At 65.9% G+C, this 16,709-nt stretch carries 18 protein-coding genes; 7 read left to right on the top strand and 11 right to left on the bottom strand.

Annotated elements, in window-relative coordinates:
- Positions 1–70 precede the first annotated feature (70 nt).
- A complete protein-coding gene (locus JLDANKMP_RS03110; RefSeq protein WP_249336779.1) occupies positions 71–613 on the bottom strand; it encodes a hypothetical protein in 543 nt (180 codons plus the stop codon).
- Between the two features lie 276 nt (positions 614–889).
- On the opposite strand from JLDANKMP_RS03110, the gene JLDANKMP_RS03105 reads away from it, so the two are divergent.
- The 3 genes from JLDANKMP_RS03105 (at position 890) to JLDANKMP_RS03095 (ending at position 6,537) form a co-directional block, all read left to right on the top strand.
- The gene (locus JLDANKMP_RS03105; RefSeq protein WP_005408528.1) at positions 890–2,854 is read left to right on the top strand and encodes an oligopeptide transporter, OPT family; all 1,965 of its coding nucleotides are present in this window, start codon (positions 890–892) and stop codon (positions 2,852–2,854) included.
- Positions 2,855–3,087: 233 nt separating this feature from the next.
- A complete protein-coding gene (locus JLDANKMP_RS03100) occupies positions 3,088–5,166 on the top strand; it encodes a S9 family peptidase (RefSeq protein ID WP_212560500.1) in 2,079 nt (692 codons plus the stop codon).
- Positions 5,167–5,307: 141 nt separating this feature from the next.
- Positions 5,308–6,537, top strand: a complete 1,230-nt coding sequence (locus JLDANKMP_RS03095) for a DUF819 family protein (protein ID WP_005408530.1) — start codon at positions 5,308–5,310, stop codon at positions 6,535–6,537.
- 226 nt (positions 6,538–6,763) lie between these two features.
- Here JLDANKMP_RS03095 and JLDANKMP_RS03090 read toward each other — a convergent pair whose 3' ends face one another.
- From JLDANKMP_RS03090 to JLDANKMP_RS03070, 5 genes are read right to left on the bottom strand one after another with little or no spacing between them, the layout of a single operon-like run.
- On the bottom strand, positions 6,764–7,243 hold the full coding sequence (locus tag JLDANKMP_RS03090) for a hypothetical protein (protein ID WP_044569652.1): 480 nt from the start codon (positions 7,241–7,243) through the stop codon (positions 6,764–6,766).
- 46 nt (positions 7,244–7,289) lie between these two features.
- Positions 7,290–7,550: a cell division topological specificity factor MinE gene (gene minE / locus JLDANKMP_RS03085; RefSeq protein WP_005408532.1), complete on the bottom strand. Its 261-nt coding sequence runs from the start codon at positions 7,548–7,550 to the stop codon at positions 7,290–7,292.
- Between the two features lie 2 nt (positions 7,551–7,552).
- Positions 7,553–8,362, bottom strand: a complete 810-nt coding sequence (minD, locus tag JLDANKMP_RS03080; RefSeq protein WP_212560499.1) for a septum site-determining protein MinD — start codon at positions 8,360–8,362, stop codon at positions 7,553–7,555.
- 37 nt (positions 8,363–8,399) lie between these two features.
- Complete coding sequence (minC, locus tag JLDANKMP_RS03075) at positions 8,400–9,245, bottom strand: septum site-determining protein MinC (protein ID WP_043034132.1); 846 nt, start codon at positions 9,243–9,245, stop codon at positions 8,400–8,402.
- Positions 9,191–9,787, bottom strand: coding sequence for a GNAT family N-acetyltransferase (locus tag JLDANKMP_RS03070; protein ID WP_005408535.1), 597 nt, complete (start codon positions 9,785–9,787; stop codon positions 9,191–9,193). Before JLDANKMP_RS03070 ends, minC begins: the two co-directional genes overlap by 55 nt.
- A gap of 150 nt (positions 9,788–9,937) precedes the next feature.
- Between JLDANKMP_RS03070 and JLDANKMP_RS03065 the strand changes: the two genes are divergently transcribed.
- The 4 genes from JLDANKMP_RS03065 to JLDANKMP_RS03050 all read left to right on the top strand — a co-directional run bounded on the left by JLDANKMP_RS03065 (position 9,938) and on the right by JLDANKMP_RS03050 (position 13,558).
- Positions 9,938–11,134, top strand: a complete 1,197-nt coding sequence (locus tag JLDANKMP_RS03065; protein ID WP_005408536.1) for a sensor histidine kinase — start codon at positions 9,938–9,940, stop codon at positions 11,132–11,134.
- Complete coding sequence (locus JLDANKMP_RS03060; protein WP_005408537.1) at positions 11,134–11,775, top strand: response regulator transcription factor; 642 nt, start codon at positions 11,134–11,136, stop codon at positions 11,773–11,775. Before JLDANKMP_RS03065 ends, JLDANKMP_RS03060 begins: the two co-directional genes overlap by 1 nt.
- Before the next feature lie 234 nt (positions 11,776–12,009).
- Positions 12,010–13,083 carry an SRPBCC family protein gene (locus JLDANKMP_RS03055; RefSeq protein ID WP_005408538.1) on the top strand — a complete coding sequence of 358 codons (1,074 nt, stop codon included), beginning with the start codon at positions 12,010–12,012 and terminating at the stop codon, positions 13,081–13,083.
- Positions 13,084–13,186: 103 nt separating this feature from the next.
- Positions 13,187–13,558 carry a DUF423 domain-containing protein gene (locus JLDANKMP_RS03050; protein WP_019659313.1) on the top strand — a complete coding sequence of 124 codons (372 nt, stop codon included), beginning with the start codon at positions 13,187–13,189 and terminating at the stop codon, positions 13,556–13,558.
- 394 nt (positions 13,559–13,952) lie between these two features.
- Here the strand turns inward: JLDANKMP_RS03050 and JLDANKMP_RS03045 are convergent, their stop codons facing one another.
- From JLDANKMP_RS03045 to JLDANKMP_RS03025, 5 genes are read right to left on the bottom strand one after another with little or no spacing between them, the layout of a single operon-like run.
- The gene (locus JLDANKMP_RS03045; protein WP_212560498.1) at positions 13,953–14,762 is read right to left on the bottom strand and encodes a M15 family metallopeptidase; all 810 of its coding nucleotides are present in this window, start codon (positions 14,760–14,762) and stop codon (positions 13,953–13,955) included.
- 9 nt (positions 14,763–14,771) lie between these two features.
- Positions 14,772–15,365, bottom strand: coding sequence for a PH domain-containing protein (locus tag JLDANKMP_RS03040; RefSeq protein ID WP_212560497.1), 594 nt, complete (start codon positions 15,363–15,365; stop codon positions 14,772–14,774).
- Positions 15,366–15,368: 3 nt separating this feature from the next.
- Entirely contained in the window at positions 15,369–15,548 is a 180-nt protein-coding gene (locus JLDANKMP_RS03035; RefSeq protein ID WP_005408542.1) for a DUF4177 domain-containing protein, read from the bottom strand.
- Positions 15,545–15,724, bottom strand: a complete 180-nt coding sequence (locus tag JLDANKMP_RS03030) for a hypothetical protein (protein ID WP_005408543.1) — start codon at positions 15,722–15,724, stop codon at positions 15,545–15,547. Before JLDANKMP_RS03030 ends, JLDANKMP_RS03035 begins: the two co-directional genes overlap by 4 nt.
- A gap of 45 nt (positions 15,725–15,769) precedes the next feature.
- Positions 15,770–16,651 carry an SPFH domain-containing protein gene (locus JLDANKMP_RS03025; protein ID WP_005408544.1) on the bottom strand — a complete coding sequence of 294 codons (882 nt, stop codon included), beginning with the start codon at positions 16,649–16,651 and terminating at the stop codon, positions 15,770–15,772.
- Positions 16,652–16,709 lie beyond the last annotated feature (58 nt).

Raw genomic sequence — 16,709 nt, 5'->3', positions numbered from 1 at the left:
ACAGGATATAACATTACAATTACGTCTTTCCAGCATGTGCTGGGCGGTTCCGACGAGCGCGCGCGTCGGCTCAGGGCAGGCAAACCGAGGGGCTCCAGCCCAGCGCCTCGTCGTAGTGGACCTGGATCGCTCGCAGGCTCCCGTCGGGGTTGGCCTTCAAGCAGAATCGGGCGCTGTGGTGTTGCGTGGCGCCGGTCCTGGTGGCCGACAGCGAAACGTCGTACAGGCGTCCGGGCTGCAGCGGCATCGCCGTCTGCCTTGAAATGGCGTTGGCTGGCACTTCTCCGTAGACCACGCAGGCTCCGGGTGGAAGTGGGATTGATGCGGGATGGGCAAAGTAGAACGACCATTGCCGCCGCAGCGGTGGAGTAATTGCGTCATGCACCTCCACACCAAACACCTCCGGAGTTTTACCGATACGCTTGCGCTCCTTCCTGGGTAGTCCGAAACAAGGTTTGCCGGCGTGGTCGGTGATCTCGACTGCGCCAATGCGGCTCCAGGCAGATGCGTAATCGCAAAGCGGCATCAGGCAGGTCAGGGTCACGACAGCCACGACCGATGATTTGATCGGGCGGATCTGCAGTGGGTTGTTCATCGGGCGGCTCAGCGTCATCGGTTCAGATCATGAACACGATGCACGGGGCGTTGAGGCACTTCAAACGATGATGGCTGGAATGCTGCAGTACTGGTTGGCCTGGCCCCTGCAGGACATGAGACAGCGAGGCCCGGCAGCCGTCCGGGATGTGCCCCATGCGCTTGATGCGTTGGCCGAGTTTGGCCGGAAGCGACTATCTCACTGCCGACCTGGCCGCAACCCTCCCGAACCGCACTGGACTTGCCGCCTCCTGAACGCTAGCGTGCAAGGGATTTTTTGCCAGCAGGGGCTTCCATGAACCACGACGCTGCGCCCAAGCAGCTCACCTTCCGCGCAGTGGCCCTGGCCATCGTGCTGGCGGTGGTGCTGTCGGCCGCAAACGCCTACCTCGGTCTGTTCGCAGGCCTGACCATCGCCACCGCCATTCCCGCCGCGGTGATTTCCATGGGCGTGCTGCGCCTGCTGGGCGGTGGCTCCATCCTTGAAAACAACATCGTGCAGACCGGCGCATCGGCCGGTTCGTCGATCGCCGCTGGTGTGATCTTCACCATCCCGGCGCTGGTGATCATGGGCTACTGGCCGGACTTCAAGTACTGGTGGGTGCTGGGCATCGCCGGCCTCGGCGGCCTGCTGGGCGTGTTGTTCTCGGTGCCGCTGCGTCGTTCGATGATCGTCGAAGACCCGCTTCCGTTCCCGGAAGGCAAGGCTGCGGCCGAAGTGCTCAAGGCCGGTGAGAATCCGGGCCCGGGCCTGAAGATCCTCGGCCTGTCGGCGGTGATCGGTGCCTTCGTCAAGCTGGCCGCGGAAAGCGGCATGCGCCTGATCCCGGACGCCTGGGCCACCTCGGCCTACGTCGGCAGCTCCAAGGTCACCGCCTTCATCGGTACCAACCTGTCGCCGGCACTGCTGGGCGTGGGCTACATCGTCGGCCTCAACGTCGGCATCGTGGTGGTGTCCGGTTCGATCCTGACCTGGCACATCGCCATTCCGATCTACCAGGCGTTCTTCATGAACACCGATCCGGCACTGGCCGCGTCGGTTGCCGCGGCTTCGTCCACCGAGGCAGCGTTCGCCATCTGGGGCGCGAAGATGCGCTACCTGGGTGTCGGCGCGATGCTGATCGGTGGCATCTGGACGCTGATCTCGCTGCGCAAGTCGCTGCTCAACGGCGTCAAGAGCGGCTTTGCCGCCGCCCGCAAGAGCGGTGGCCCGGTGCTGGCGCACACCGAGCGCGACCTGCCGATGAAGTGGATGCTGGTGGCCCTGGTGGTCTTCGTGCTGCCGCTGCTGGCCCTGTACCAGGCCATCGTCGGCCAGTGGCACGTGTCGATCCCGATGACCCTCATCATGATCGTCGCCGGCTTCCTGTTCGTGTCGGTCTCGGCCTACCTGGCCGGCCTGATCGGTTCGTCCAACAACCCGGTCTCGGGCATCACCATCTCCACCATCCTGTTCGCCTCGGCCGTGCTGGTCGTGCTGCTGGGCGCCGACGGCCTGAAGCCGGTCGGTGCCGGCGGCGCGCCGCTGGGCGCCGTGGCCGCCATCATGATCGGCGCGGTGGTGTGCTGCGCCGCTGCGGTTGGTGGTGACAACCTGCAGGACCTCAAGGCCGGCTACATCGTCGGCGCCACCCCGTGGAAGCAGCAGCTGATGCTGGGCATCGGTGCCTTCTCGTGTGCGCTGATCATGGCGCCGGTGCTGAACCTGCTGGCCACCGCCTACGGCATCGGCGTGAAGTCCGAGCTGCACCCGAACGCGCTGGCCGCACCGCAGGCCAACCTGATGGCCTCGGTGGCCAAGGGCCTGTTCGGTGGTGAACTGCCGTGGACCTTCATCGGCATCGGTGCCGTGGTCGGTGCCGCCATCATCGCCTTCGACAGCTGGCTGAAGGCGCGCAACGCCCGCTTCCGCGTGCCGGTGCTGGCCGCCGCCATCGGCATCTACCTGCCGCTGGAGCTGATGGTGCCGATCTTCCTCGGCGGCCTGATCGCCCACCTGGTCGAGCGCTTCCACAAGGTGCGCGCCGATGACGAAGAAGGCCGCGACCGCGTGCACAAGCCGGGCGTGCTGTTCGCCGCGGGCCTGATCACCGGCGAAGCGCTGATGGGCATCGCCATCGCGATTCCGATCGTGGTCAGCAGCCGCGCCGACGTGCTGGCCGTGCCGTTCCACCTGCCGGGCGCGCAGTGGATCGGCCTGGCCGTGCTGTTCCTGGTCGGCTGGCTGATCTACCGCACCGGCAAGTACGCCAAGGCGTAAGGGGGCTCTGCCCCTGGGTTCAACGGGTAGTGCCGGCCGCTGGCCGGCAATCCCGGAATCCCGTGATACCCCTGGTTGCCGGCCAGCGGCCGGCACTACCGCAGACCGCGCTACGGCGCGGTTTGCTGTTTCTGGCGACGGGGCCAACCCCGCAGGCAGCCATGACCGATGGCCTTGGCAGCCCCGGCCGCACGGGCCTACCATCGGTTTTTTGCCGTCCTGCGGAGACCCCGATGAAACTGCGTCATGCCCTGCTGCCACTGAGCCTGCTGGCCGCCCTGCCCAGCGTCGCCGCTGCCCGTGGCCTGGAAGTCCGCGACATGGTGGCCATGGACCGCGTCTCCGCGCCGGTGCTGACCGCTGACGGTGGCACCGTGGTGTTCGCCAAGCGCAGCGTCGATGCCAACCTGAAGGCCTCCACCGCGCTGTTCGCGCGCAACCTGCGTACCCGCGATGCGGCGCCGCCGAAGCAGATCACCCCGGCCGGCTGGAACGTCAATTCCGCTTCGCTGTCGGCCGATGGCCAGACCGTGTATTTCCTCAGTGCCAGGAACGGCAGCCAGCAGCTGTACGCGCAGCCGATCAGCGGCGGTGCTCCGCGCCAGCTGACCGACTTCCCGGTCGACGTGGACAGCTACCACGTGTCGCCGCAGGACGACCGCGTGCTGTTCAGCGCCGGCGTGTTCCAGGACTGTGCCTCGGACCTGGCCTGCACCGAGAAGAAGCTGAAGGAAAAGAAGGACGCCAAGGCTAGCGGCCAGGTGTGGGATTCGCTGTTCGTGCGCCACTGGGACACCTGGAACGACGGTCGCCGCAACACCCTGTTCGTCGCTCCGCTGCCGACGGCCAAGGCCGGTGCGGTCAAGGGCGCGTCGGCGCTGAGCGCGACCATCGATGGTGATGCGCCGTCCAAGCCGTTCGGCGGCAATGATGACTTCGCGTGGTCGCCGGACGGCGCCAGCGTGGTGGCCAGCATCCGCGTGGCCGGCAAGCAGGAGCCCTGGTCGACCAACTTCGACCTGTACCGCTTCGACGCCGCCGGCAAGCAGGCACCGGTCAACCTGACCGCCTCCAACCCGGCCTGGGATGCCGGCCCGGTGTTCAGCGCCGACGGCAAGACCCTGTTCTACCGTGCGATGAAGCGCCCGGGCTTCGAGGCCGACCGCTTCGGCCTGATGGCGATGGACCTGGCCAGCGGCAAGACCCGCGAAATCGCGCCGCAGTGGGATCGCTCGGCGGGCGGCATCACCCTGTCCGCCGATGGTGCCAGCATCTACACCACGGCCGATGACCTTGGCGAACACCCGCTGTTCCAGATCGACGTGGCCAGCGGCAAGGCCACCAAGCTGATCGGCGACGGCAGCGTGACTGCGGTGGATGTGGCCGGCAACAGCGTGGCGATCACCCGCAACAGCCTGAAGAGCAACGACCAGGTGCTGGTCGGCCTGCTGCCGGCTGCCGGCCAGCCGATCGGCGAACTGCGCGCGCTGACCCCGGCCGCTGGTGAGGTGCTGAAGGAGGTCAGCTTCGGCGACTACGAGCAGTTCGAGTTCAAGGGCTGGAACAACGACACCGTGCATGGCTATGTGGTCAAGCCGCACAACTACCAGGAAGGCAAGTCCTACCCGGTCGCGTTCCTGATCCACGGTGGCCCGCAGGGCAGCTTCGGCAATGGCTGGAGCTACCGTTGGAATCCGCAGACCTACGCGGGCCAGGGCTACGCCGTGGTGATGATCGACTTCCACGGTTCCACCGGCTACGGCCAGGCCTTCACCGATGCGATCAGCCAGCACTGGGGCGACCGCCCGCTTGAAGACCTGCAGAAGGGCTGGGACGCGGCGCTGAAGAAGTATTCCTTCCTCAACGGTGACAAGGCCTGTGCGCTGGGCGCCAGCTACGGCGGCTTCATGGTCAACTGGATCGCTGGCAACTGGAACAGCCCGTTCAAGTGCCTGGTCAACCACGACGGCGTGTTCGACCAGCGCATGATGGGCTACGCCACCGAAGAGCTGTGGTTCACCGAGTGGGAGCAGGGCGGCACGCCGTACCAGAAGGCCGCGAACTACGAGAAGTTCAACCCGGTCAACCACGTGGCGGACTGGAAGAAGCCGATCCTGGTCATCCACGGCCAGCAGGACTTCCGCATTCCTGTCGAGCAGGGCCTGGCCGCGTTCACCGCTGCCCAGCGCCAGGGCATCGAATCGAAGTTCCTGTACTTCCCGGATGAAAACCACTGGGTGCTGAAGCCGAACAACAGCATCCTGTGGCATGACACCGTCAATGCCTGGCTGAAGCAGCACATCGGCAACTGATGACTGCAGCGCCGCCCTTCGGGGCGGCGCTTTTGTTTCACCATCTGCTTTACCGGTGGGGGCCGACCGTTGGTCGGCACACCCTCATGATCCGCCGCCAACAGCAGCCGGCCAGCGGCCGGCTCTACCCAGAGCACCTGCATGATCCAGAACGACATCGTCGTCTTCGGTTTGATCGCCGCCACCCTTGGCGCCGTGTTCTGGACCGCCTCGCGCGAGCAGGGGCTGTGGAAGCGCTTCTATACGTTCGTGCCAGCGCTGCTGCTGTGCTACCTGATTCCCGGCATCTACAACACCGTCGGCCTGATCGATGGGCAGAACACCAAGCTCTACAACCCGATCGCCCGCGACATCCTGCTGCCGGCAGCGTTGATCCTGTTGACCCTGGCGGTGGACATCAAGGGCATCCTGCGGCTCGGCCCGAAGCTGGTGCTGATGTACCTGGGCGCCTCGGCCAGCATCATGCTCGGTGCGGTGGTGGCGTTCCTGGCGATGCGCGCGCTGCATCCGGAAACCGTGGCCGGTGACACCTGGGCCGGCATGGCCGCATTGGCAGGCAGCTGGATCGGTGGCGGTGCCAACATGCTGGCAATGCGCGAAGTATTCGACGTCAATGCGACCACGTTCGGCCAGTTCGCGGTGGTCGATGTCGGTGTCGGCTACGTGTGGATGGCCGCGCTGATCTTCCTGGCGGGGCGGGCAGCGAAGATCGACGCGCGCAGTGGCGCCGATACCTCGGCCATCGATGAACTGAAGGAGCGCATCGCGCGCTTCCAGGCCGAACACGAGCGCATTCCCAGCCTCACCGACCTGATGCTGATCGTGGCGGTGGCCTTCGGCGGCGTGGGCCTCTCGCACGCCATCGGCGCGCCGCTGGCAGCATGGTTCAAGGCCAACGTCAGCTGGGCCTCGCAGTTCAGCCTGGACGCGCCGTTCGTGTGGGTGGTGGTGCTGTCGACCACGCTGGGCCTGAGCCTGAGCTTCACCCGTGCGCGCACGCTGGAAGGCGCGGGCGCATCGCGCCTGGGCTCGCTGCTGCTGTACTTCCTGATTGCCTGCATCGGCATGCAGATGGATCTGCTGGCGCTGCTGGATCGCCCGTGGCTGTTCCTGCTCGGCCTGATCTGGATTGCCGTGCACATCGTGCTGCTGTGGTGCCTGGGCAAGCTGCTGAAGGTGCCGTTCTTCTATTTCGCCATCGGTTCGCAGTCGAACATCGGTGGCCCGGCCTCGGCGCCGGTGGTGGCCGCGGCGTTCCATCCGGCACTGGCGCCGGTGGGGGTGCTGCTGGGCACGATGGGCTACGCCACCGGCACGTACCTGGCCTACATCGTCGGCATCACCCTGCGCGCGCTGGCAGGGCAGGGCTGATGGGGTAGTGCCGGCCGCTGGCCGGCAACCCGGTGATGCTTCACGGGTTCATGAGGTTGCCGGCCAGCGGCCGGCACTACCGATGCGTTACGCCACCGGCAACCCGCGTTCGACCAGCCACGCCTTCGCGTCTTCGGCGTCCTGCTCGAACCGCGCCGAGTGAAAAGAGGGGCGCCGCAAGGTCCGACGCGTCGCCACGCGCCCGTGGCCAACCGCGCCCGCGGCTTTACGCAACCGGCAAGCCGCGTTCGACCAGCCACGCCTTCGCGTCTTCGGCGTCCTGCTCAAACCACGCCTGTGTCGACCCCAGCCGATACGTGTACCCCCAGGCATCCATGTCGGCCATCAACCGCGCACTGCCGACACCAGGCAAACGCCCAGCCAGCACGATCTGCAGGTAGCAGGTGGCATCTTCCTCGGCCACCGAATCGGTGGCGTCGGTGTGCACCTGCGCGCGCCGCTCCGGCGGCAATACGATCAGGTGGCAGGCTTCATGCAGCATCGAATGCACCGGGGTGTCATCGCGCACATAGACATTGCTGGCGATGATGCCCGCCTCGGGCTCGCCCCAGTAGCTGCCGGGAATCGGTTCGCCTGCGGCCACGTGGTGCAGGCGAAGGCCATGCGCGGCGAGCAGGCACTGCGCGTCGGCGAAGGCGATGTCGCCCACGCAGGTGATGTCCACGGCGGTTGTCGTATCGGTCATGCAGGTCACGCGGCCCCGCCCATGCAGGCACGGGCGGGGCGGGGCATCAGGGTTTGTCCGGGCCTTCAGGCAGCGCCACGGAGATGTCCAGCACATCGTGCTGGCCATCCTTCACCAGGTCGACCTTGACCGCATCGACGTCGATGTTCACGTACTTCTTGATCACTTCCAGCAGCTCGCGCTGCAGCAGCGGCAGGTAGTCCGGGCCACCGCGGTGGCTGCGTTCCTGCGCGATGATGATCTGCAGGCGGTTCTTTGCGGTTTCGGCGGTGGTCTTCTTCGCTTTGAGGAAATCGAACAGGCCCATGCTTACCCTCCGAACAGCTTGCTGAAGAAGCCCTTCTTCTCGACGCTGGTGAAGCGCATCGGGCGATCTTCGCCGAGGATGCGCGCGACGGCGTCGTCATACGCCTGGCCGGCAGCGGATTCGACATCCAGGATCACCGGTTCGCCCTTGTTGGACGCATTGAGCACGTCGCCCGATTCGGGGATCACGCCGATGGCCTTCAGCCCCAGCACTTCCTCGACGTCGGCGATGCTGAGCATCTCGCCGGTTTCCACGCGCAGCGGGGTGTAGCGGGTCAGCAGCAGGAAGGCAGGCACGTTCTGGCCGGATTCGGCCTTGTGGGTCTTCGAGTCCAGCAGCCCGATGATGCGGTCGGAGTCGCGCACCGAGGACACTTCCGGGTTCACCACCACCACGGCGCGGTCGGCGAAGTACATCGCCAGGAATGCTCCCTTTTCGATGCCGGCCGGCGAGTCGCAGATGATGTAATCGAAGCCATCGGTGGCCAGGTCCTTCAGGACCTTGCCCACGCCTTCCTGGGTCAGTGCGTCCTTGTCGCGGGTCTGCGAGGCGGCCAACACATACAGGTTGTCGAAGCGCTTGTCCTTGATCAGGGCCTGCTTGAGGGTGGCTTCGCCATGCACGACGTTGACGAAGTCGTACACCACGCGGCGTTCGCACCCCATGATCAGGTCGAGGTTGCGCAGGCCGACGTCGAAGTCGATCACCGCCACCTTCTTGCCGCGCCGCGCCAGGCCACAGGCCAGGCTCGCGCTGGAAGTGGTCTTGCCCACGCCGCCCTTGCCGGAGGTGACTACGATGATTTCAGCCAAAGGACTTCTCCTGGTTCTGCATTAGTTTGGGGCTGCGTCAGTCCAGCGCAGCGATCTTGATCTGGTCCTGTTCCAGCCACACCTGCACGGCCTTGCCGCGCAGGTTGTCCGGAACATCGTCCAGTACCTTGTAGTGGCCTGCAATGGCCACCAGTTCCGCATGGAAATCACGGCAGAAGATGCGTGCCGCGGTGTTGCCCTGGGCCCCAGCCAGCGCACGGCCGCGCAGGGTGCCGTAGATATGGATGCTGCCATCGGCGATGACCTCGGCGCCGGCGCCGACGGTGGCCATCACGGTCAGGTCGCAGTTCTCCGCGTACAGCTGCTGGCCCGAACGCACGTTGCCCAGCTGCATGCGGCCTGGCTGCGGCGCGGCTGCATCGGCGATCTTGGCCACCGGTGCGGCCGGGGCTGGCTTCGGTTCGGCGCGCGCGGCGCGGCGCGGTTCCGGTGCGGGCGGCGGCGGAGCCGCTTCGGCCTCGGCACGTTCGTACTGGGCGCGGAACTTGGCCAGCAGCGGCAGGCCAAGCTGCTGCGAGAGCAGGTCGACCGCGCTGGTGCCATAGGCCAGCGCCACCGGCAGCACGCCGGCGCTGCGCAGGCCATCGACCAGCGCCTGCGCGGTGGCCACGTCCGGAACCTGGCTCAGGCCGCCGAAATCGAGGATCACCGCCGCGCGGCCGAACAGCTTCGGCGCACGGGTCACGCGCTCGCGCATTTCCTGCACGAGGCGTTCGACATCAAGGGTACGGATGCGAAGGTTGGCGATGCCCACCTGGCCGATCTTCAGTTCACCGGCCTGTTCGTAATCGAAATTCACCGCCACGCTCAGGTCCCCGTCGGCCGCTGTGCCTGCGCCGGCAGCTGCCGGGCGCGTGTCCATGCCACATCCGGCAGCTTGCCGCCGTAGGTCTCCTGGACCCACGGGTAGCTGCACAGTTCCTTGGCCAGCATGCTGGCACGCACATCGACCTGGGCCATGGTGTTCTGGCCCAGCTCGCGGAAGCCGAAGCTGCCGTGGAAGAGCAGGGCGGCATCGGCGCCGTGGTCGAGGAAGACTTCGCAGGTCATCTGCGGGTAGCGCAGCTCGGCAAAGCTCTGCGCGTCGGCATAGAACGCACGGCCGACGCCACCGCCGCGGCGGCGGCTGGCGACCACAATGCGGTCGATGTAGAAGAAGGGGGTGTCCAGCTGCTGCTTGAACCAGGCGAAGTTGCTGCTGTCGTGCTGGCTGTCGCTGCCGAAGCCGATCAGGAAGCCGGCCAGGTTGCCGTCGCGCTCGGCGACGCGGAAATACTCAGCGGTTTCATAGAACAGGCGCAGGCGGGCCGCATCCAGGGGAAGGATGGCCAGGCCAGCGTTGTTGTTCAAAGCCAGGACGGAATCGAGCTCGTGCTCGCGCACGTCGCGGATGACAATCGACATTGTGACTCCGTGGGGTAACGCGGTTGGTCCATCAAGGGACCCTGCGCACGATTATTGCATGCCCGGGGTGGGCTGCGGCATGAACAGGCGACCGGGCAGGCATGACTTCCGTGGGGTGCGGTGTGCAGGCCGGGCCCGTAGAGTGCTGGCATGTTGGGAGTCCTCAGCCATACCCGCGTCCTTCGCCTGGCCGGCCTGTTCACCTGGGTCATGGTCGGTCTGCCCTTGGCGTACTCGCAGTTCGAGAACCTGCACAGCCGCGGTGACATGGGCGGCTGGGCGGTCCTGCTGTTCGTCGCCTACCTGTCCTTCGGCACCTCCTATTACTGGCTGACCCGCATCCTGCGCAGCGACAGCCCCACCAGCTGGCTGGACCGCGGCCTGCTGCTGCTGCTGACGATTTCGGCGCTGGGCGTCAGCTTCCTCAGCGGCTCGGGCCTGGGCAGCATCCTGATGATGGTGGCCGCCGGGGTCATTCCGTGGATGCTGTCGGTGCGGCTGGGCGTGCTGTGGCTGCTGGTCAGCCAACTGGCGGTGGCCCCGGTCTACTACTTGCTGCTGCGCTTCCCGTTGTTCGAAGCGGTGATGCAGTCGCTGCTGTACGGCGGCTTTTCCATGTTCATCTTCGTGACCAGCCTGGTTGCCCGGCAGCAGACCGAGGCGCGCGACGAACAGCGCCGGCTCAATTCAGAGCTGCGTGCCACCCGCGCCTTGCTTGCCGAGAGTGCCCGCGTCAATGAGCGCACCCGCATCTCGCGCGAGCTGCATGACCTGCTGGGCCACCAGCTGACCGCGCTGACTCTGAACCTGGAAGTGGCCGGGCACCTGGCCGAAGGGCAGGCGCTGGAGCACGTGAAGCGCTCCCACACCTTGGCCAAACTGCTGCTGGGCAACGTGCGCGAGGTGGTCAGCCAGCTGCGCGAGACCGGCGCGATCGACCTGGCCGCGGCGCTGCGCCCGCTGACCGAGAACGTGCCCTCGCTGGACATCCAGCTGGAGATCGAGGATCCGCTGAACGTGGAAGATCCCCAGCGGGCCCACGTCCTGCTGCGCTGCACGCAGGAGATCATCACCAACGCGGTGCGCCACGCCGGTGCGCGCCACCTGTGGATCAAGGTGTACCGTGAAGCCCCGGACCGGGTGGTGGTGGAGGCCCGCGACGACGGTGTCGGCGCGGACATGGTCAATGTGGGCAATGGCTTGCGCGGCATGCGCGAGCGCCTGCAACAATGTGGTGGCCAGCTGCAGATCGAGACCCGTCCCGGTGAAGGCTTCCGCCTGCGGGCAACGGTGCCGGCAACGGTGCTGGTGGCCGCCCTTACCAAGGTTCCTGAAGGAGTACGTTGATGATTCGCGTCTGCCTGGTCGATGACCAAACCCTGGTGCGGCAGGGAATCCGCTCCCTGCTGGCGCTCGACGATGGCATCGAGGTGGTGGCCGAGGCCGGCGATGGCCGGCAGGCGGTCGAGCTGATCCCGCAGGTGCGCCCCGACGTGGTCCTGATGGACATGCGCATGCCGGTGATGTCCGGACTGGAAGCGCTGCAGGTGCTGTCGCGGCAGGAACAGCTGCCGCCGACCATCATCCTCACCACCTTCGATGACGATCAGCTGGTGCTGGCTGGCCTCAAGGCCGGTGCCAAGGGTTACCTGCTCAAGGATGTGACCCTGGCACAGCTGGTCGGTGCCATCCGTACCGTGGCCGAGGGTGGTTCGCTGGTACAGCCGGCGGTGACCCAGCGCCTGTTGTCGGGCCTGGAGCACATGCGCAACGAGTTCGTCAGCCTGGACCGCCCGGACCCGCTGACCGACCGCGAGACCGAGATCCTGCGGCTGATGGCCAGCGGCTTCTCCAACAAGGAGATCGCCAACTCGCTGGGCGTGGCCGAGGGCACCATCAAGAACCACGTGTCCAACATCCTCTCCAAGCTGGGTGTGCGCGACCGTACGCGCGCGGTACTGAAGGCGTTCGAACTCCAGCTGGTCTGAGGAAAATCGTTTCGGTACAAAGACTTGGGTGGCGGAAGGGGGTTCCGGCCAAGGTGCCCCCCTACTTGCCGGGCAGCGGTATGCGTTACCCTTCGAATTCTTTGTCCATACAAATACGCAGCCGGCAGGGAAACCGGTGCGCCAATCCCGATAAACAATGCCCGCGAAGCCTGCTAGGATTGGCGCTTCGCTTCAATCAACCCGGCCGTGGGATCGGCCCCGGAGACTCTCTGAATGACCCGTATTATCGAGTTCCTGATCGCCTTGGGGATCGTGGCTGGCCTGTTCGTCATCATTGGCGTATGTCTGCCGGGCGAGCGTCACATCACCGAAAGCATCGAGACCAACCGCAAGATGACGATCGTGTACGACACGGTCAGCAGCCTGCGCCGCTTCAAGGACTGGAACCCGCTGGTACTGCGCGATCCCGCCGTTGAACTGAAGCTGTCCGGCCCGGCCTCCGGCAAGGGGGCCACCCTGGACTTCACCTCCAAGGACCTGGGCACCGGCTCCTGGAAGATCACCGACGCCGAAGAGAACAAGCGCGTTGCGATCGCCATCGAAGACGCCACCAAGGGTCACGACAAGGTCACCACCTTCACCCTGGAGCCGACCGGCAAGGGTGGCCGCAACGTGAAGATCACCCAGGACTACTCGGTGAAGTACGGCTTCGACCTGTTCGGCCGTTATGCAGGCCTGTATGTCAGCCGCCAGATCGGCGACGACATCAAGATGGGCCTGTCGCGCATGGCCAACATGCTGGCTACCGTCCCGAACGTCGACTACCGCACGCCGGAAGCCCCGCTGACCGATCTGGCCATCGTCGATGTGCCGGCTGAGGATCTGCTGGTCGTCAACGCCGGTAACGTGGACCGCGGTCAGGACACGATCACCAAGTCCATCAAGGACAACCAGGAGTGGATCAAGCGCGTGATGGAGGCCAATGGCCTTGAAGCCGCCGGTCCGTTCCGCATCATCACCACCGACTTCGGCCAGGAGAAGTACGCCTTCGACATCGCCCAGCCGGTGAAGAAGAAGGGTGCTGAAGGTGCCACCGCTGAGGCCCTGACCGTCAAGATCGATGGTGGCGCTCCGGTGAAGTACGTGCACGTGGCTCCGCACCGCTCGGCACATGCGGCCTACACCGGCCACATGGCGGGTCTGGACGTTGCCCGCAACGGCCTGCGCGCCTGGGCTGTGACCTCCGGCAACGAAGTGATCGACCGTCCGTACGAAACCTGGAAGGATGGCATCGACAAGTCGTTCACCCCGGAAGGTACCTACGACATTTACTGGGCCGTCAAGTAAGCCTCGGCTGACCCATGTAGTGTTGGACACGAAAACGCGCCGCTCATTGCGGCGCGTTTTTTTTCATCTGGCGCCCGGAAAGGGCGCTGTGCAAGGAGCCCCCATGTTCAACCTGGAACGTCGCGCACGTAAGCCTTCCCTGCTGGCCTGCCTTGGTGCGCTGCTGGCGGCGGCCTCGATCGGCCTGTCCGCCTACGCATCGCACGGTGTGGCCGACCCGCTGGCGCAGCAGCACCTGAACATGGCGGCACTGTATGCGTTCGCGCATGGCGCGGTGCTGGTGGCGCTTGGCCCGCGTGCGCAAGGGGCGATCGCGCACCTGGCGCTGTACGTGCTGCTGCTGGGCGTGTTGCTGTTTTCCGGCAGCCTGGTGGGTGGTGCGTTGTGGCAGTGGCCGACGCGGATGGCGCCGATCGGGGGCACCAGCATGATGGCCGGATGGGTGTTGCTGGCGATCAATGCGTTGAGGCGGTGACTGAGTCCAGGTTGTTTCTTCGATCCATGCTGATGCGATCTGCACCGTCCATGGGCGTTACTTTTCTTTTCGCGCGAAAAGAAAAGTAACCAAAAGAAACGCGCCGCCGGCCGCGAGCCGGTGCTGCGCACCGGTCCCCTGCGCTCCTCGGCCCGTCGAGGGGCGGTGCGGGAACTCGCTGCGCTCAGACACCCGCACCTCTTCGCCCTCGCCGGACCTGCGGTGCTCGGCTCGCTTGAAGGCGGACCCAACAGCCGCGCGCTGATCCGTTATAGAGGCTTCGAGCGAAGCGACCGGCTTCTGTCTTTGCCTTCTTGTTCCATCTCGTGGTGGGCGCGCGCGGAATCCGCCCGGACAGCTCCATGAATTTCGCCCTGCGGCCGCCACGAGGGGCTCAGCCGTTGGCCGGTCTCCAGCACCAGTGCCACGGTTCGTAGACGATGCCGTGCGGGTTGTCGCGCGGGTAACTCAGATGGAAGCCGTGCCCGCCGGCATGCGCCTGCAGCCACGCGAACGCGTTGGTGGCTTCGAACGATTCTTCAGCCGGCGCGTCGCCCGGTGTGCCGATGTCCAGCGCGTGGCCGCTGTGGTGTTCGCTGAAACCCGGTGCGGCATTCACCTTCAGGATCTCGGCCACGCTCAAGCCGCGCGCCAGCTTCCGTTCGAAGATGCCCAACTGGTAGGCATGGCTGCGGAAGCCGGAGATTGCGTCCAGCGCAATTCCATCCTGTGACGCGTGCAGTCGCATCCGCCGCCAGCCCTGCGCGGCGCCACGGCGCAGCCACAACGGGCGTGCGAAGCGGTCGGGACCGGCGAAGTGCAGCAGGCACGGCTCGGATTCCAGCGGCAGGCAGCTGTCGTCGGCATAGCGCTGTGCATCCAGGCCAAGCTGCTGCAGGCGCTGCTGCAACCCGGCCAGCGGCAGCCACTGATCTTCCAGTCCGGCGCCGAAGGGCCGTGCAGCCGCGGCATCCAGCAGTGCCAATGCTTCCTCGACCCCGGGTTCGCGCGGCAGGCGCGGCACCATGGCGTGCACACCCTGCGCCAGTACCACCGCCAGATAGCGGCCATCACGCTTGCGCCGCAGCACCCACTGCGCCTGCGACAGCAGGCGTGCATCCAGGTTGCTGCGTGCGCGCAACAGGTGGGCGGGCCACAGCTCGATGGCCTCGGTATTGATCAGCAGGGGGGCGCGTCGTTGCATCGCCGCAGCTTACTGCCGTGGCGCCGACGCGGCTACCTTGCGCAGCGCATCGAGCAGCGCCTGCGGCCGGTCCACACTGAGCAGCAGCGTGCTGGCATCACTGACCGGCAGGGCGAGCACACGCGCACGGTCGGTGACCAGGGCGAAGCCCTTGCCGCCTCCCTGCAGGCGAAAGTGGCCCGAGTAGAAGCCCGGCATTGAATAGCCATTGGTTTTGACACGAATGCCGTAGCGGCGGTCACGCTGCAGGTCGACCACCTCGGCCTGGTCCAGCCGCAACTGCGCCACCGGCACCCGCCGCCGGTACATCGTTGAACGGACGTCCAGCACATCGCCGGCCAGTTCCACCCGGCGGCGGAAGAAGGCCGTGCCCAGTCCAATGCCCAGCAGGGCAATCACCAGCAGGCTCCATGCCGCACTGCCGCCCATCCGGAACCAGGGCGGCGACAGCGTTACTTCGATCCAGGGTGCGCTCGCCGGTGCCTTGTACAGCTGTGCATACAGGCAGGCCACGAAGGCAGCCAGCAGCGGCAGCACGATCCAGAGCACGCGCAGCGGCGAGCTCTCGGCCACGTCAAAGGGTTTCGGGTCGCTGCCGCCCATGGTTCAGGCCTCCTTCTTGAACACCAGCATCGCCGGGCGCATCGGCGCCGGGATGATGATGTTGACCAGTTCCCAGCCCAGTTGGCCCTGGCGGCTGAGTTCGGCCTGGACGTCCTCGGGCTTGAGTACACCCATCATGGACGTCTTGACCTCGATGGTCTGGTAGCTCCAGCGCTTGCTCATTCCTTGTCCTCCGGCGATGGCGTGGGTTTCGGCAGGCGTCCTGCCTTGCGCAGGGCGTCGCGCAGTACGTATTCGATCTGCGCGTTGAGGCTGCGCAGCTCGTCGTCAGCCCAGCGCTGTGCCGCGGCCAGGACCTCGGCATTGATGCGCAGCGGATAGGCTTTCTTCTCACTCATGAAAACTCCTGGCGGGGCGGTGGGGCGCCCCGTTGCGAGGATGGCTCAGTAAAGCGAACCGGCGTTGACGATCGGTTGGGTGCCGCGGTCCGAGCACAGCACGGTCAGCAGGTTGCTGACCATGTGCGCCTTGCGTTCCTCGTCCAGTTCAACCACGCCATTCTTCTGCAGTTCGGCCAGGGCCATTTCGACCATGCCGACTGCACCGGCCACGATGCGCGTTCGAGCGGCGATCACCGCGTTGGCCTGCTGACGCTGCAGCATGGCCTGTGCAATTTCAGCGGCGTAGGCCAGGTGGCTGATGCGTGCGTCGATCACCTGCACGCCGGCGTCGGCCAGACGCTCGGCCAGCTCGTTCTTCAGGTGCTGGGAAATCTCGCTGGCGTGGCTGCGCAGGGCCAGCTGGCCATCCTCGTGCTGGTCGTAGGGGTAGCTGGTGGCCATCGCGCGCAGCGCGGATTCGGACTGGATGTGCACGAAGCTCTCGTAGTCGTCCACGTTGTAGACCGCTTCGGAGGCGTCGACCACCTGCCAGACGATCACTGCGGCAATCTCGATCGGGCTGCCGTCCAGCTCGTTGACCTTCAGCTTGCCGCTCTCGAAGTTGCGCACGCGCTGGCTGACCCGGCGCTTGGCATAGAAGGGGTTGTTCCAGCGCAGGCCGTTGTCCTTGACCGTGCCCACGTACTTGCCGAACAGGCTCAGCACGGCGGCCTGGTTGGGCTGGATGGTGTACAGGCCTGCCAGGATGAACACGCCCAGCGCCACCAGCAGGGCGCCTAGCAGCATCAGCAACAGATTGGGCGAGCCGGCACTGGCCTTGGCTGCCACTCCCAGTACGAACAGGGCGGCGCCAGCGAGGGCGACGAGCAGGGCGCCGGCCAGCGTGCCGAGGCCGTTGAGGGAAGACAGCGACTTCTCTTTCATGGCGGTACGTCCTTGAGGGTTCGGAATGAAGATATCAAAGTGATATCACTTGTCGGCT

Source organism: Stenotrophomonas sp. PE591, from assembly GCF_018320795.1.
In the GTDB taxonomy this organism is placed as follows: domain Bacteria; phylum Pseudomonadota; class Gammaproteobacteria; order Xanthomonadales; family Xanthomonadaceae; genus Stenotrophomonas; species Stenotrophomonas maltophilia.
This window is presented reverse-complemented; position numbering and strand designations above follow the sequence as displayed.

What these genes read in the sequence shown, in the direction of transcription:
- minC (WP_043034132.1), bottom strand. Translation starts at nt 9,245, where the DNA reads ATGGACACGCGCCCGGCAGCTGCCGGCGCAGGCACAGCGGCCGACGGG.
- JLDANKMP_RS03090 (WP_044569652.1), bottom strand. Translation starts at nt 7,243, where the DNA reads ATGACCGATACGACAACCGCCGTGGACATCACCTGCGTGGGCGACATC.
- JLDANKMP_RS03050 (WP_019659313.1), top strand. Translation starts at nt 13,187, where the DNA reads ATGTTCAACCTGGAACGTCGCGCACGTAAGCCTTCCCTGCTGGCCTGC.
- JLDANKMP_RS03045 (WP_212560498.1), bottom strand. Translation starts at nt 14,762, where the DNA reads ATGCAACGACGCGCCCCCCTGCTGATCAATACCGAGGCCATCGAGCTG.
- JLDANKMP_RS03105 (WP_005408528.1), top strand. Translation starts at nt 890, where the DNA reads ATGAACCACGACGCTGCGCCCAAGCAGCTCACCTTCCGCGCAGTGGCC.
- JLDANKMP_RS03025 (WP_005408544.1), bottom strand. Translation starts at nt 16,651, where the DNA reads ATGAAAGAGAAGTCGCTGTCTTCCCTCAACGGCCTCGGCACGCTGGCC.
- JLDANKMP_RS03070 (WP_005408535.1), bottom strand. Translation starts at nt 9,787, where the DNA reads ATGTCGATTGTCATCCGCGACGTGCGCGAGCACGAGCTCGATTCCGTC.
- JLDANKMP_RS03055 (WP_005408538.1), top strand. Translation starts at nt 12,010, where the DNA reads ATGACCCGTATTATCGAGTTCCTGATCGCCTTGGGGATCGTGGCTGGC.
- JLDANKMP_RS03060 (WP_005408537.1), top strand. Translation starts at nt 11,134, where the DNA reads ATGATTCGCGTCTGCCTGGTCGATGACCAAACCCTGGTGCGGCAGGGA.
- JLDANKMP_RS03040 (WP_212560497.1), bottom strand. Translation starts at nt 15,365, where the DNA reads ATGGGCGGCAGCGACCCGAAACCCTTTGACGTGGCCGAGAGCTCGCCG.
- JLDANKMP_RS03110 (WP_249336779.1), bottom strand. Translation starts at nt 613, where the DNA reads ATGACGCTGAGCCGCCCGATGAACAACCCACTGCAGATCCGCCCGATC.
- JLDANKMP_RS03100 (WP_212560500.1), top strand. Translation starts at nt 3,088, where the DNA reads ATGAAACTGCGTCATGCCCTGCTGCCACTGAGCCTGCTGGCCGCCCTG.
- JLDANKMP_RS03030 (WP_005408543.1), bottom strand. Translation starts at nt 15,724, where the DNA reads ATGAGTGAGAAGAAAGCCTATCCGCTGCGCATCAATGCCGAGGTCCTG.
- minE (WP_005408532.1), bottom strand. Translation starts at nt 7,550, where the DNA reads ATGGGCCTGTTCGATTTCCTCAAAGCGAAGAAGACCACCGCCGAAACC.
- JLDANKMP_RS03035 (WP_005408542.1), bottom strand. Translation starts at nt 15,548, where the DNA reads ATGAGCAAGCGCTGGAGCTACCAGACCATCGAGGTCAAGACGTCCATG.
- JLDANKMP_RS03065 (WP_005408536.1), top strand. Translation starts at nt 9,938, where the DNA reads ATGTTGGGAGTCCTCAGCCATACCCGCGTCCTTCGCCTGGCCGGCCTG.
- JLDANKMP_RS03095 (WP_005408530.1), top strand. Translation starts at nt 5,308, where the DNA reads ATGATCCAGAACGACATCGTCGTCTTCGGTTTGATCGCCGCCACCCTT.